Source organism: Paenibacillus sp. 598K (genome assembly GCF_003851045.1).
Taxonomy (GTDB): domain Bacteria; phylum Bacillota; class Bacilli; order Paenibacillales; family Paenibacillaceae; genus Paenibacillus_D.
Genome location: NZ_BFBX01000059.1, coordinates 3,323 through 18,738 on the forward strand (window position 1 = coordinate 3,323; position 15,416 = coordinate 18,738).

Annotated in this window: 11 protein-coding genes and 2 pseudogenes; 1 reads left to right on the plus strand and 12 read right to left on the minus strand. The window is 60.2% G+C overall.

The window, feature by feature from the left end; translation table 11 throughout:
- From pxpA to PA598K_RS17415, 12 genes and pseudogenes are all read right to left on the minus strand, one after another.
- Nucleotides 1-470, minus strand: a pseudogene (gene pxpA, locus PA598K_RS17365) (5-oxoprolinase subunit PxpA); the annotation flags it as partial.
- Nucleotides 471-483: 13 nt separating this feature from the next.
- Nucleotides 484-1,491 (minus strand): 5-oxoprolinase subunit C family protein, encoded by a 1,008-nt coding sequence (locus tag PA598K_RS17370; protein ID WP_128658186.1) that lies wholly within the window; start codon nt 1,489-1,491, stop codon nt 484-486.
- Nucleotides 1,481-2,230 (minus strand): 5-oxoprolinase subunit PxpB, encoded by a 750-nt coding sequence (pxpB, locus tag PA598K_RS17375; RefSeq protein WP_128658187.1) that lies wholly within the window; start codon nt 2,228-2,230, stop codon nt 1,481-1,483. The genes PA598K_RS17370 and pxpB overlap by 11 nt, the downstream gene beginning before the upstream one ends.
- Nucleotides 2,231-2,366: 136 nt before the next feature.
- Nucleotides 2,367-3,431: a Gfo/Idh/MocA family protein gene (locus tag PA598K_RS17380; protein ID WP_128658188.1), complete on the minus strand. Its 1,065-nt coding sequence runs from the start codon at nt 3,429-3,431 to the stop codon at nt 2,367-2,369.
- Nucleotides 3,432-3,830: 399 nt separating this feature from the next.
- Nucleotides 3,831-6,911: a glycoside hydrolase family 2 TIM barrel-domain containing protein gene (locus PA598K_RS17385; RefSeq protein ID WP_128658189.1), complete on the minus strand. Its 3,081-nt coding sequence runs from the start codon at nt 6,909-6,911 to the stop codon at nt 3,831-3,833.
- 23 nt (nt 6,912-6,934) lie between these two features.
- Complete coding sequence (locus tag PA598K_RS17390; protein WP_128658263.1) at nt 6,935-7,759, minus strand: carbohydrate ABC transporter permease; 825 nt, start codon at nt 7,757-7,759, stop codon at nt 6,935-6,937.
- Nucleotides 7,759-8,631 carry a carbohydrate ABC transporter permease gene (locus tag PA598K_RS17395; RefSeq protein WP_128658190.1) on the minus strand — a complete coding sequence of 291 codons (873 nt, stop codon included), beginning with the start codon at nt 8,629-8,631 and terminating at the stop codon, nt 7,759-7,761. Before PA598K_RS17395 ends, PA598K_RS17390 begins: the two co-directional genes overlap by 1 nt.
- A gap of 155 nt (nt 8,632-8,786) precedes the next feature.
- Nucleotides 8,787-10,073, minus strand: coding sequence for an extracellular solute-binding protein (locus PA598K_RS17400; protein ID WP_128658191.1), 1,287 nt, complete (start codon nt 10,071-10,073; stop codon nt 8,787-8,789).
- Nucleotides 10,074-10,250: 177 nt separating this feature from the next.
- On the minus strand, nt 10,251-12,023 hold the full coding sequence (locus tag PA598K_RS17405) for a cache domain-containing sensor histidine kinase (RefSeq protein ID WP_128658192.1): 1,773 nt from the start codon (nt 12,021-12,023) through the stop codon (nt 10,251-10,253).
- Between the two features lie 2 nt (nt 12,024-12,025).
- The coding region (locus PA598K_RS38020; RefSeq protein ID WP_260405464.1) for a helix-turn-helix transcriptional regulator at nt 12,026-12,813 on the minus strand (788 nt) is incomplete at its 5' end.
- A 2-nt stretch (nt 12,814-12,815) separates the two neighbouring features.
- Nucleotides 12,816-13,506: pseudogene (locus PA598K_RS38025) on the minus strand (response regulator); the annotation flags it as partial.
- 187 nt (nt 13,507-13,693) lie between these two features.
- Complete coding sequence (locus PA598K_RS17415) at nt 13,694-14,752, minus strand: MBL fold metallo-hydrolase (protein ID WP_128658193.1); 1,059 nt, start codon at nt 14,750-14,752, stop codon at nt 13,694-13,696.
- Nucleotides 14,753-14,942: 190 nt separating this feature from the next.
- Here PA598K_RS17415 and PA598K_RS38030 point away from each other — a divergent pair.
- Nucleotides 14,943-15,416: virulence factor (locus tag PA598K_RS38030; protein WP_260405465.1), on the plus strand; the 474-nt coding region annotated here is incomplete at its 3' end.

Sequence of the window (15,416 nt, forward strand, 5' to 3'; positions counted from 1 at the left end):
ACCTTGCGCCCTGCCGCCACAAGCTCGCTGCCCGCCAGTCCGTACAGCGCCAGAGCGGGATCGATCCGGTACACCGCCTCGGCGATCGCTTCGGCCAGCGCAGCATCTCGCGCCGCCATATTGTATAGCTCACCATGCGGCTTCACATGCTGCAGCTGGCCGCCCGCAGCGCGGACGAAGCCCCAGAGCGCGCCGACCTGGTAGACGACGAGGTCATAGGCCTCCTGCGGCGAGATATCCATGCGGCGGCGGCCAAAGCCGACGAGGTCCTGCAGGCCGGGATGCGCGCCGATGGCGACCCCGCGTTCCAGCGCCAGCCCGACTGTACGGCGCATCGTCCCGGGATCGCCAGCATGGAAGCCGCAGGCAATATTCGCCGAGGTGACGCAGTCGAGCAGCTCCTCATCCCGCCCCAGCCGATACGCGCCGAAGCTCTCTCCCATATCGCAATTCAAGTCGACTGTCTTCATCTCTCTTCTCCTCCTAGTCCTCAACGAACACCCGGATGCGCTGCCGGGCTGCGCCCAGACTCAGCTCCATGAGCAGCAGCGACTCCTGCGCTTCCTGCAGATCGACCATACGGAACGATATCTCGCTGCCTGCCCGCGCCTGCGCGAGCAAGGGCAGATCGGCGGAGACGACCTGCGCCGCCTTGGGATAGCCGCCCGTCGTCTGGCGGTCCGCCATCAGTACGATCAGCTGGCCATCCGGTGGAACCTGGACCGTACCGAAGGCCACCGGCTCGGACAGCATGTCCAGCGGCGCAGTTAACCGCAGCGGCGCGCCCTCCAGCCGATAGCCCATCCGGTCGGACTGCGGCGATATCCGATAGGTCTCCGTAAGCAACGCCCGCTGACTCTCCTCGTCGAGCAACAACAGCTGCGGGCCTGCCATGATCCGAATCTCGGGATGCTCGGCGTAGGCGGGAATCATCTCGCGCGAGAGCGACCAGCGTGCCGCCGTGAACGGCGCGGCTCCGTCCGCTGTCGCTCGCAGCCGCTCCAACATGCGCGCGCCTACGGCTGAAGGCGGCTTGCACGCCAGACGATCACCGGCACGCAGCGCCCGGCCGTCGTATCCACCGATCCCGGCTCGCGCATACGTCGCATAGCTGCCCATCACCTGCGGTACGTCGAATCCGCCCGCCACCGCCAGATAAGCCCGGCAGCCAACCTGCGCCGCACCAAAGACGAGCGTCGAGCCTTCCGGCACGACTATCGGCCGCCACATCGGCAGCGGCTCGTCACCGATGCGAGCCTGCAGATCGCCGCCGCATATAGCGATCAGCGCTTCCTCCTCGAAGAACAGCGTCGGACCGAGCATCGTCATCTCCAGCGTCGCCTCCCCGTCATTGCCGACGAGCAGACTTGCTGCCTGATGCGCCCAGCTATCCATCGCTCCGCTCACGATGACGCCGTACTGCTGGTAGCCATAACGGCCCCCATCCTGCAGCTGCGACAGCATGCCGGGCTTGATCACTTTAATGGTCACGAGCTCCCTCCTCCCACTCGGCATATTGCTCAGGCGTGATCGGCACGAATCGCAGTCGATCGCCGGCTCGCAGCAAGGTCGGCGGATCTTGCTCGGAGACGAACAGCCGGAGCGGCGTACGTCCGATCAGCTGCCAACCGCCAGGCGTGCCGATCGGATAGATGCCCGTCTGCTCGCCTGCGATGCCGACCGATCCCGGCGGGATCGTCAGGCGCGGCGTCGCACGTCGCGGCGCGGCGATCCGCCCATCCATCCCGCCCAGATAAGGGAATCCCGGCGCGAAGCCCAGCATATAGACGACATACTCCGTCCCGGCATGAATCGCGATCACCTCCTCCGGCGACAATCCGTTCCGCTCGGCGACATGAGCCAGATCCTCGCCGAACGGGCCGCCGTAACAGACCGGTATCTGTAGCAGTCGAGCAACTGGCGTCTCTCCGTCTCGAAGCCTGCCGAGCACCTCCCGCAGACGAGACTCGACAATCGCATACGGCGTGCTCAGCTCTCCGTCCTGATCAGGAGCGCTTCTTCTCGCGTTCAGGTAGATCGCCAACGGGTCATAGACGATCGTCACCGTGTCGAATGCCGGGATGACCTCGATCATCCCTGCGAATGGCTGTGCTTCGAGCCGCTCGGCCAACTGCCTGACACGACGGTGCGTAAGCTCATCAACGCCAGCCCCCAGCCGGACGATGACTGCCCGCTCGCCCATCGGCTCTATTTCTGCCTGTTCGAACATTCGTTCAGCTCCTTCTCTATGATATTACCGTCAGTTTTTATACCTGATCAGCACTCTGAGTGCCATCTCACGCGTAAAGCTCAAAAAACCGCGCAGCCCAAGCTTACGCGGTCACGGTATATCGACTGTATTCCCTCTACCAATTCAGCTTAATCTCGTTGCCGGTCTTGCACGATTCGTAGATCGCGCCAAGGATGCGGTTATTGGTATAACCGGACAGCGCCGAGGAGATCGGCTCCTTGTTCTCGAGGATGCAGGAGACGAAATGCTTGCTCATCATCGTCCGGTCATCCTCTCCGCCCAGATGCTTGATCTCGGCCTCAACGACCTGATCGAAGGCATGCGTCACGAGCGTACCTTTGTCGCCGACGATCGAGCCGCCGGCCTCCGTCCCCATGAGATGGATGAACGGCTCCTGCCCGAGTCCCGCAGCATGCGCCGCCCAGCTTACCTCGAGCGAGAGCGTCGAACCGTTGTCCATCTTGATGAGCGCCGTCGCCAGGTCCTCCACGTCGTAATAGCCGTCCCAGTTCGGCGTGCCCCATGTGCCGATGCCGCGCTTCTTCGGTCCGAACTCGGCATAGGTCGCACCGTAGACGGACACTGGACGCGGATTGCCCATCAGATAGAGCGACAGGTCCAGCATGTGAACGCCGATATCGATGAGCGGACCGCCGCCCGCCTGGTCTTTGCGCGTAAACCACGAGCCCCAGCCGGGGATGCCTTTTTTGCGGAACCAGCCGGTCTTGCCGTGGTAGATACGGCCCAGGTCGCCCTTCTCGATATGCTGCTTGAACGCGCGCGCCAGTCCGGTCCAGCGCATCTGATGCGCCATCATGAGGATTTTGCCGGAGGCCTCCATCGCCTCAACGATCGTGCGCGCCGACTCGGCGTCGATCGCCATCGGCTTCTCGAGCAGCACATGCTTGCCATTCTTCAATGCTTCGATCGCCAGCGGCGCGTGATACTGGTTCGGCACGCCGATGATGACCGCATCGATCTCGCTGTCCTCGAGCAGCGCCTGCGGATTGTCGTGCACGCGCTCGATACCGTGTACCTTGGCTTTCTCTTGAGCCATCGGCAGATACGCGTCGGTGACCGCCACCATCTCCGCCTCCGGCACCCGCTTGAATACATTCATATGGACATCGCCGATCGCGCCGGCGCCGATCATACCGATCCGGACTTTTCCTGTTGTCATGTAACTAGCTCCCCCTTGGTCACATTCTGCCTAACAGTATACGCTTGTCCGCGCTATTATGCCATACTTTGAGAGCACTTTATGCAGTTTTTTTGAAGCGTTTGCAGATGGTGGGGCGGTGGGCCACGGCGGTAGCGGAAGGCCGGGCCTGCAAGGGCAGAAAGGGCGAGAGAACAAACCTCAACAAATCCCGACTTCTGTTGCGCTTTACACAAAGAAACTTTCGTTCGAGCACAAGCAGCGGCGCGATTCCGCGCTGTAGCGCAAGAAACTTTCGTTCGACAAAAGTCCCCCGTCTGCGCAACATCGCAACGGGGGACTATGGTAGCTTACTAGAGGCTCATGCCTTATAAATTGTCAGACTGGACGGGGACTCTCTTAAGCGACAGCCGCCCCCCTCTACAGCCCCTCGCGGCCGATCACGAAGCTGAAGGCGAGCTCGCCTTCGCTCGGGATGAGGTACTCGTCATGGACCGGCGCGCCCCAGCTGTCATCGCCGCCGATGCCCATCTGACGACCAGCTACTGTGATAACAGAGTAATGGACCGGCGGCAGCTCGTAGCGATGCTGCGCATGCTCCAGCTCGAAGGCAGTATACGGCGAGACATTGCACTCCAGCGGCGCGCCGTCCGGTGCGGCTGCGATACGCAAGCCTCGCCCGGCCTCGTCGAGCACGCTGACGCGGCGCACGCCGGTCCGGTTGCCGGACTCTTGCGGCATCAGATAGCCCGCGACATTGCCCTGCACCGTCCCCTCGAACAAGCCGAGCCGCGCGCCCTCGGCGCGGTCGACGTAGTTCTCCTCCGGTCCGAGCGCGTACCAGAAGAGTCGGCCATAATCGGCCGGGACCTTCCACGACAGCGCGAAGATCGGCAAGCGCGGCAGCCCTGCCGCTCCCCGATACCGGCTATCCACGCGAATCCGGCCATCCGGTGTCACCGTGTAGGCTACCGTAACCTCCAGATCGGCATGGATCGCCAGCGCATAGCGATAAGAGAAGGTTGCGCGGCTGCCGTCCTCCGCTGCTTCCCAGGCGAAGTCCTCCAGCTTGCGCGAGAGGCTGGCCGCATACCAGAGCGCGGCGTCGTAGCCTTGGGCGTAGCCGCGGTCATTGTCCGTCGTCGCCCGCCAGAACAGCGGCGCCGGCGGCGCGGCGATCAGCTCGCGGTCGCCGTACCGCAGCGAGGTCAGCCCAAGCCCTTGTCGGGAGAACATCGCGCTGAAGCCCTCGCCCCGCACGCCGACGTAAACGTCGCCCTCGGCGACCTGGAGCGGCGCGAAGTCGGTCGGCCAGGACGACAATGGAGCGCTGCCGCTCGGTGTCGTACGGAACACATACTGGCCGAACGCCACCTCGTGGCCCGCCTGCGCCCACAACGTCGACTCCCGCAGCACAAAGGCCGCGTCGATCGTATATTCTCCCGGCGCTGCCGCTCCTTCCGTCAGCGAACCGACTTCCACGGTCTGCTCGGAGAGTGGCGGCACCGCGACCCGCAGCGTCCGGCGCTCGATCTCCACGCCCTCGCGGCGCAGCACGAGCAGCAGGTCGTACTGCTCCGTCGACGTGAACAGGCTGTCGTTGCGTACCGTTACGCCCTCGCGCGATGGCGTCAGCTTGATGTTCTGGTACAGGAACTTGACGTCCTGCATCTTCGGAGAGACGGTACGATCGGCGTAGACGATGCCGTTGGTGCAGAAGCCGTAGTCGGTCGGCCGGTCGTCGAAGTCGCCGCCATAGGCGAGGAACTCCTGTCCGTAGCGGTCCTTGCGGTAGAGCGACTGGTCGATATAATCCCAGATGAAGCCGCCCTGGTACAGCGGATACCGCGACTCCAGATCGGTATAATGGCGCATGCCGCCGAGCGAGTTGCCCATGGCGTGCATGTATTCGCAGCTGATATACGGTTTGTCCGGATTCGCCTCCAGATAGGCGATGATATCCGCAGGCTTGGCGTACATCCGGCTCTCCATGTCGCTGCACTCGGTATAGGCGCGGTCGTAGAAGACGCCCTCGTAGTGGACGAGCCGGCTATCGTCCTGCCGCCGGAAGTAACGGGCCGTCTCCAGCAGCACGTCGCCGACGTACGACTCGTTGCCGAGCGACCAGATGAGGATCGACGGATGGTTTTTGTCCCGCTCGTACATCGAGACGGCGCGGTCGAGGACGATGTCCTGCCACTGCGGATCGCTGCGCGGGATGTTCCAGGATGGCTCGACAGCGCCCATCTTCTGCCACGAGCCATGCGTCTCCAGATTCATCTCGTCGATGACATAGATGCCGTATTCGTCGCACAGCTCGTACCAGAGCGTCTGATTCGGATAATGCGAGGTGCGGACGGCATTGATGTTGTTCTGCTTGAGCGTGCGGATATCCCACAGCATGTCCTCGCGGGAGATGCTGCGGCCGCTGCGCGGATTGAACTCATGACGGTTGACGCCCTTGAAGACGATGCGCTCGCCGTTGATCCGCATCACCCGGTCCACCATCTCGAAGCGGCGGAAGCCGACGCGCTGCGGGATCGCTTCGACGCACCGGCCGTCCGCATCCTGCAGCTCGATATACAGATCGTACAGATAAGGACGCTCGGCGCTCCACAGCTCAGGCCGGGAGACTGACAGCATCGCCTGCGCCTGCCGCTCCCCTGTCTGTAGCGGCAAGGACGCGTTAGCGACCTCGACGCCGCCCTTATCGCGCAGCGAGAGAGTAGCCTGCGTCCCGGCCGAGGCAGCCTCCAGCAGCGTCAATCCGACCTGCAGCGTCCCCTGAGTCAGCGAGGCGTCGAGCTGCGGCCGCACATCGAGATCGAACGCATGCAGCTCCGGTACGGTGTATAGATAGACGTCGCGGAAGATGCCGGAGAACCGCCAGAAGTCCTGGTCCTCCAACCAGCTGCCAGTGCTGCGCTGATACACCTCGACGGCCAGCTTGTTGTCGCCTTCGCGCAGGTAGGGGGTCAGCTCGAAGTCCGACGGGGTGAAGCTGTCCTCGCCATAGCCGACGAACTGGCCGTTCAGCCACACATAGAAGGCCGTCTCCACACCCTGGAACGAGATAAACACCCGCCCTGCGCCAGCCAGCTCCGACGGCAGACGGAAATGCCGGACATAGCTGCCGACCGGATTGTGCTCCTCTGAGATGTGCGGCGGACGCAGCTCCTCGCGGCCGTCCCACGGGTACATCGTATTGACATATTGCGGCTGCGCGTAGCCCTGCAGCTGGATATGGCCTGGCACCTGGATCGAGCCCCAGCCCGCTGTGCTGTAGTCCTCGCGGTAAAACTCGGCGGGGCGCGCGGCAGGGTTCGCCGAGTAGGCAAACGACCAAGCGCCGTTCAGCGCATGCCGCATCGGCATCTCTCCCCGGCGCTCCGCGTCATTGCGGGTGCGATAGTAGGTATGATCGGAGTGGGCCGGCACGCGGTTGACCGCGAACACCGCCGGATCGCTTAGCCACTCCAGAGTAGGTACAGTCGTCGTCATCGGTTTCTCCTCCATCTAAGCTGTTATTTGACCGAGCCCGTCATCCCCGCTACGAAATGCTTTTGCATCAGGAAGAATACAATCGCCGTTGGCAAGGTGGCGATCAGGATGACAGTCATGATCACCCCGTAATCCGGCGAGTAGCTGGAGCCGAGGTTGGAGATGAGCAACGGGATTGTTCGCTTCTCCGGCGATTGCAGGACGACGAGCGGCCACAGATAGTTGTTCCAGCTCGACATGAACGTGATAATCGCCGCCGCCGCATACGTCGTGCGCATCGTCGGCACATAGATGCGGAAGAATACGCCAAGCTCGCTCAGGCCGTCGATCCGGCCAGCCTCGAGCATGTCCTTGGGGAACATCTTGGTGCTCTGGCGGAAGAAGAAGATAAGGAACGCCGTCACCATCGTCGGCAGGATGACCGAGCTGATCGTATCGATGCCGATGAACGGCGCAGTCTGCGAGATCGTCCCGAACATCCGGTACAGCGGCACCATCAGCGCGGCGAACGGAATCATCATCGACAGCAATAGGATGCTGAAGACGATGTCCTTGGCCCGGCTACGGAAGATCTCGAAGCCGTAGCCTGCCAGCGACGAGATGAGCATCGCCAGCAGCGTCGTCAGGATCGAGATTTGCGCCGAGTTCCAGAGCGCCGGCACGATATCGATCGTGCTGAACGCTTTGCTCAGATTGTCTCCAAGCGCGCTGCCAGGCAGCAGCTTGCCCTGCGTGACGTCGACGGAGCGGTTGGTCGAGCTGATGATCATCCACAGGAACGGGAAGATCGAGATCGCCGCTGCGCCGCTCAGGAAGATATAGGTCGCGATACGTTTGATTTTGGCCATCATTTGCGGTCACCTGCCAATCTGAACTGAATTACCGAGAAGATGACGATCAGGATGACGATCGCATACGAGACGGTCGCTGCGTACCCGAAGTCAGGCGTATAGCGGAACGACAGATAATAGATGTACTGGGACAGCGACATCGTCGCATTGCCCGGTCCGCCCTGCGTAATGTTCATGACCTCGTCGAACAGCTGCAGCGTCCCGATCGTCGAAGTGATCGAGGTGAACAATATAATCGGCTTCAGCAAAGGAACCGTAATTTTCGTAAATTGGGTAAACGCGTTGGCGCCGTCGATGCGCGCCGCTTCATAGATCGAATGATCGATGTTCTGCAGCGCAGATAAGTAGAAAATCATGTTGTAACCGGTCCACCGCCATGTAATCGCGATGATGATCGTAATCTTCGCCCAGAACGGATCGGTGATCCATTGGATCGGCGTCTGGATAATATGCAGATTGAGCAGCAAGCTGTTGACGAGGCCGTCGCCTGCGAACAGATACTTGAAAATAATCGAATAGGCAACGAGCGAAGTAACCGCCGGCAGGAAGATCGCTGTGCGGAAGAAGCCTTTGAACTTCAGCTTCGGATCATTCAGCAGCACGGAAATAAAAATAGCCAGTATAATCATGACCGGCACTTGAATGAGCAAATAGATAAACGTATTAAACAGCGCTGTCTTGAATGTCGCGTCCGTCAACAGTCGCTGGTAGTTTTCCAATCCGACAAACGAGAGGTTGGTGCCCGTCCCCGACTGAAAAGACAGCAGCAGCGCCCGAATCATCGGATAGAAATAGAAAATGCATATCATAAGGACCGCCAAGGCGATAAACGACCAGCTGACGGCATTTGTTCTTGCTTTTATGTTCATGTTGTTCGCCTCTCTCACACCGTTGTCGACCGTTCGCATCCCCTGCGACCGCGTCGCGCATCCCATCCACAGCTTGGCCAAGCCTGCCTCTCGTCCCGACCGACTTCAGTCGGCCGGGAGGAAGCGGCGTGCGTTTTTATGTCTACTGCCAGCTCTTATTTAATCTGTGTCTCCGCCTGCGATTGCGCGTCAGCCAATGCCTGGTCGACAGCTTTGCCGCCCAGGTAGCTCTGCATCTCGACGACGAGCAGATCCTCGATCGCGTACGTGTTCATGCCGTAGTTGACGTTCGGAATCTCGGTTGTCCAGGTTGCAAAGTCTGAGACGAGATGTTGACCGCCGAAGAAGTCGTTCGCGCTTTTATAAGCTTCGCCTTCTGCAGCCGGCTTGTAGGTGCCGATGGCGGAAATTTCGGTGACGAGCTTTTGGTACAGGTCGACATTAGAGCCGAAGGTAGCGCCCAGGAACTCGGCTGCTTTTTCCTTGCCGTCGATGTTCAGCACATACCAGGAGCTGCCGCCCAGGTTCGTTGCATGGACCGATTCATTTTGCGACAGCTTCGGCATCGGCGCGACTGCCCATTTGCCCGCCTGGTCTTCGGCCGCCATGATCGAGGAGGTGAACCAGTTGCCGATTGGTACGGAGGCGACATCGCCGCTGTTGTAGTTGGCTACGTATTGGCTCCAGTCGGAGTGGATGCGGACGATGTTGGCGTCCATCATTTTTTTGTACACTTCAAAGGCTTCCTTGAGCGGCGCATTGTCCTTCAGATCGGGCGTCTTGCCGTCCTCCTTGACGTACCAGGAGCCTGCCGACTGGATCATCATGCGGAGGATGCCCAGGTCGTTCGGATCAAGCGAGATCCAGTCCTTGCCTGTCGCTTCCTTCACCTTGGCGCCGATCTCGATGTATTGATCCCAGGTGATGTTCTGCAGATCGTCGATCGTGTAGCCTGCCTGCTCCAGATAGTCGGTACGGACGAACAGTCCCGCCACGCCGGAGTCGAACGGCAGACCGTATTGCTTGCCGTCTACACTCGTCGGTCCCAGCTTATAGTCGGCGAAGTCCGATGCCTTGAAGCTGTCTGTGATCGGGTAGAACATATCCGGGTAAGCTTGCAGGAAGCTCTGTGCCCGATAATCCTCGATCAGGACGATGTTCGGCAGTCCGCGATTCGTGCCGGAGCTCATGCCGGTGTTCAGACGCTGGACGATATCGTCTTGCGCGTTTTCGATGATCTGGATTTCCGTATCGCCGCCGTAGGCTTCCTTGGCCAGGTTCATCGCTTTGACGTTAAAGTTGGCGTCCCATGCCCAGACGACGAGCTTGTCAGTGGCAGCAGCGCCGCCGCCTTCCCCAGCGCCTTCATTTTTTTTGTCGCCGGACGAGCAAGCCGATACGATCAGCATCGTAGCGAGCAGCAAGGCAAGAAGTTTTTTCATGTCAAGACCTCCATTTGTATATCTTTCCTGTAAGCGTTTCCCGCCTACTGACCCTCATTTTAGCATCGGCAGTTTGGCTTAGGTTAGGATTATCTTTGCCAGCTTTGGTCAGATTATTATGGATTTTGGTCTTGAGCCTTTATGCAGTGGTACGATCTTTGGAAGTTGGTAATATCTTTACACCTCGAGCAGCGGAATCCGGATCCGCACCTTCGTTCCCTCGCCGATCTCGCTGGAGATGACGACGCCGTACCCTTCCCCATACAGCAGCCGGATTCGCTCATGGACGTTTCGCACGCCGATGCCGCTGAATTGCTGACGTTTGCCCCGCGATGCCGGCAAGCGACTATCCCCATCAAGCACCATGCCATCGCCATTATCGACGATCTCGCACAGCAGTGCATCGCCGTCGCGGGACACCATGATGTAGATATGCCCCTCCGACTTGCGGTTAAAGCCGTGGAAGAAGGCATTTTCGATGAACGGCTGGATCATCAGCTTCGGCATCAGGTAGCCCATGCAGTCGGGCGAGATGAAGTAGTTGACCTTGATGCGCTCGCCATAGCGTACATGGTTGATGAACACATAGTTGCGCAGATTGGCCATCTCCTGGCTGACCGTGACCGTTTCGTTCATATTGCCGATCGCATTTTGAAGCAGCGAGATGAGCGCGTTGATCGTCTCTGCCGCCTTTTCCTTGCTGCCCTGCTGGACCATGAACTTGACGGAGGCGAGCGTATTGTAGAGGAAATGCGGGTTGATCTGCTGCTGCAGCGCCGACAGCTCGGCATTGCGCTGCCGCTTTTGGGTATGCACCAACTGCCCGACATAATCCTGCAACTCGTCCATCATCGCATTAAAGGCGTTGGCCAACTGTCTCGTCTCGTAGCTGCCGGTCGCGCTGACGTGATGATCGAACTCGTACTTGGAGATCGTCGAGATCTGCTTGACGAGCAGCGAGAGGGAGCGTGTCAGCCGCCGCGAGATGAGGAAGACGATGATGAGCGCCGCCGCGACGATCGCGATCACCCACAGGATGATCGTGTCGGAGTCGACGAACTGGCCGAGCGCGATTTGCTTGTCGATCATATTGAGGATATACAGATTCATCGCAGGATTGTAATTGGCAACCACGATGCTGTCGCGGCCGTCGATATCGACCTCGAGGAACGGCTCGCCCTCCTCCTGCATCTGGAGCGCATACGTCAGCCAGTCCGACTGCCGCAGCCCCAGCCACTCCTCGCGGTTGGAGGAGATGACGGTGCCGTCCGAGCCCATGATCGCGACATCATTGCCCGGCGTGGTGAAGCTGGAGTAGAAACGGCGGAATTCCTTCTCGAGCATCGAAAAGTAGATGACGCCATAGGCCGAGCCGCTCGAGCGCTCGACGATCGCCTTGGTCGCGATAACCGCCGGCTCGCTGTCCACGATCCCGGGCCGACGCGGATCGTCGTACTGATAGATCAGTCGACGCGGCTCATCGAGCGCGCGCTTCGTCGCCGGGTGCTCCCGCAGCTCGCGATCCGTGATTGGCCAGAAGGTGCGCTCGGTCGCATAGCTCCGACCATTGGTGCCAGTAATATAGATCCCCACCTCATACGCCTCCAGACCGGTGCTGATCTGGCTGAACAGCCGTCCCATCCTATAATAGCTGTTGTTCTGGGCCAGCGAGCCTTCCTCCTCTTGCGTGAGGAAGTTGCGCGTAATGCCGCTTTGCGAGATGCCGTTGGCGGTCAGGATGACCGAATAGTTGTACGTATCCATCGCCGCCTCGATCTGGCCGATAATTTTGGAGTTGGTGAGGCTAAAGGTGTTCATAAAGACGCGCTCGGACATGCTGATCGTCGTCCACGTGACGGTAATCGCAACCGCGACGATGCTGACGACCATGATGAGGAACATTTTGACGAACAAGCCGTTATATTTAAATCGATCGAATAGCCGCCACATCGTTATCCTTCTTTCTCCTCCCCGAGATATTGTCGACGATACCGACTCGGGGACAGGCCGGTGTGCTTTTTGAACACTTTGGTAAAATAGCTGTGATCGGCGAAGCCCACCCTCGCTCCGATCTCCGAGATCGTCGTCTCGCCGTGCCGCAACAGCTCTGCCGCCTTGTCGATGCGCAACCGCTGCAGGTAATCGACGAAGCCTTCGTCATTATGCGAGCTGAAGAAGGACGAGAGGTAAGACGGATTGAAGTGAAAATGACGGGCCAGCTCGGTCAGGCTGAGCGGCTCGGCATAATGCTCCTCCATATACTGCAGCAGCCGTTTCATATTCGCATTGCCGCTCGACGCCGCTCGCGCCTCGATCACCTTGCGGGCATCGGCGACGAAGCGGTTCAGGCAAGCCGCCGCCTCGTCAGCGAAGCGCGCATCCTCGATTTCCTTGAAGAAGGCGTATTTGCGCTTCTCCAGCTCCTGCACCTCATACTCCATATTGCCGAGCATGACCGTGATATTGAAGATCAGATTGCCCAGGAACGTCTTGTACTCGAACACATCCGTCTTGTAGTCGTCCGCCATCGCTTGCACATGCTCCTGCAGATAGTCGAAGGCGGCCGCGAATCGCTCGCGCTTGAACTCATCGGCAAAGCGGTTCAGATGGAACGGCTCCCGGCGCGCGGGCGGCTCCGGCAGTTCATGTGCCGAGAGGACAGCTTGTCCAGGGAAATAAAAGGCATAGCCCAGCAGCCGCTGCAGCTCCTCGCGGTACACCGCGCCTAGCCGCTCGAGTCNNCCTCGGGGATGTTCACCAGCGCGGCCAGTACGGGCTCAGCGGTCGGCAGGGCGACGACACGCGCGCCGGGCAGCATCCGCTCCGTCACCGAGAGCAGCAGCGGCTGGGCCCCCTCGCTGTCCATGCTCGGCCGCTCCGTCCCGCCGGGCAGCCTCACGCCAGCCAGGCAGTAGGATGGATGCGGCAGACAATCAGCAGCGCGGGTCAGCTCCGCCGCCGTCGTCTCGTAGCCGGTCATAAGCCGCTCCAACATCGCCTCCAAGGGCAAGCCGGGGCCGTCCGAGCTCGGCGGCGCCTGGAGCGACGGGACGCGCTCCGCCGCCATCTTGAGCACGGTGAGCAGATGCTGCATGTCCAGCTTGGGCTTGAGGATATAGTCGGCGACGCCGCTCTGGAAGGTCGATCGCACATAGTCGAATTCGCCGAAGCTGCTAAGGATGACGACCTCCGTCTCCGGGTAGCGGAGCTTGATCTGCCTGGTCAGCTCCTCGCCGTCCATCAGCGGCATAACGATATCCGTGATGACGATATGCGGCCGCAGCTCGGCGATCTTCTCCAACGCCTCCTGCCCGTTGGCCGCCTCGCCTACGATCTGGAAGCCCTCTTGCTCCCAGTTCATAAAGTATTTGATCCCCTGGCGAATCAACTGCTCGTCATCGACGATCAGCACCTTGCAGTAGGATGATGTCATTCGCTAGTCTCCCCCTCTTAATCCGTTCGACGTCAAGCTTAGGCAGCTTGCTCATTAGCTATAGATTACTACAATCAGGCGGGATGCCCAAGGCGGAGTATCGAGCGTATCAATAAAAAACGTCGCCCAGTGCTGCATCGCTGCAGGACTGGCGCGACGTTCAAGGTCACGCAAGCTTGCCTTCACATTATCGTCCCGACAACCGCCATGTCTCGCCATGCGAGAGCAGCACCAGTCGCTCCTCGTCGATGCTCAGCTGGCAGCGCCCCTTCTCCAGTCGGTCCAGCGCCTCGCGCGGCGTATCGTCCGCCAGCTTGAAGGAGCTGTAGTGCATCGGCACGAACCACCGCGCGCCGGTATCGAGGAACGCCTGCAGCGCTTCCTCCGGGCAGACATGCTGCGGCGCCATAAACCACTCCGGCTCATACGCGCCGATCGGCATCAGCGTCACATCGATCGCGAACCGCTTGCCGATCTCCTCGAAGCCACGGAAGTAGCCGCTGTCCCCGGCAAAATACAGCACCGGCTTGTCGCCGACGATCGGTCGCTGCGGCGAATCGGACGGGGCCGCCTCGATCTGCTCGCTCTTAGCGACAGCCAGCGCCGAGATCGCCGCCTGCTGGCGTTTATCCTCCCGCGCGGACTTGGCTGCCTCCGGATCAGGCTCGATGATCCAGCCGCCCCAATGCGACTTGTTCATGTCCCACGGCGTGCGACGGGTCGAATGCTGGGAGGGCACGAAGGTGAAGCGCACGCCTCGAACAGTGATCGATTCCCACCAGTGGAACTCCTTGACGCGCATGAAGCCCTTGAGCCGCAGCTTGGCGCGCAGCCCGGCCGGGACGAGCAGCAGCTTGGAGCCCGTCAGCCGGCGCAGCGATGCGATGTTGAGGTGGTCATAATGCGAGTGCGAGACGAGCACAATATCGATTGGCGGCATGTCGGTAATCTCGATCCCCGGCGGGGCCATCCGTTTGTTCATTGCCATCTTGGCCGCCCACACCGGATCGGTGACGATATTAAGTCCCGAGTGCTGGATCAGGAACGTCGAGTGGCCGATCCAGGTGACCGAGGGCTCCGTCCCGTTATGATCGATATAAGTCAGGTCAGGCGCTGTATTGGGTACGACATAGGAATAATCTTTATGTTTAACCTTGCGTTGACGCTCTTGGCGCCAGCGTTTGAACTGTGCCATGGTTTTGGCGGTTTGTACGGGATCTGAATTCTGAAATCGCAGTCTTCGCAAACCGTCATCTCCTCACTTTGGATGTCTCCATTTAGAATAACAAGAGAGACACATTTTACGCAAATTACCCGCAAAAAGTGACTCGGAAACGAATGAAACGAGCAGCGGGACAGGGGTTCGCATTCCGGGGACGAATCGGGTAAACTTAAGGTTATAAGCCATCTCTACGTATCAGGAGGTATGATCATAGATGAAGCTCATCTCGATAGAACCGACGCCCAGTCCCAACTCGATGAAATTGAATGTTGACGAAAAGCTGCCCTCTCAGCAGCGTTATACGTATACAACGGCACAGGCCGAGGAAGCGCCCGAGCTGTTGCGAAGCCTGCTCGCCATCGAAGGTGTGCGAAGTCTGTTCCGCACGGCCGACTTCATCGCCCTCGACCGCAAGCCCAACCGCGACTGGCAGCCGATCCTCGAGGCCGCGCGGGCTCTGCTGCATGGCGGCGAAGCGGACGGCGGAGCGGCCGAGGCCGGAGGGGCTGGCGAGCGGACCTTTGGCGAGGCTCATGTCCTGGTGCAGATGTATCGCGGCATCCCGATGCAGCTGCGCATCCAGAGCAGCGCCGGCGAGCACCGGACAGCGCTGCCGGAGCAATTCACGGCGGCGGTGCAGGAAGCGGCCGGCTCGAGCATGATCCGCGAGCGCAAGCTCGAGGAGCTG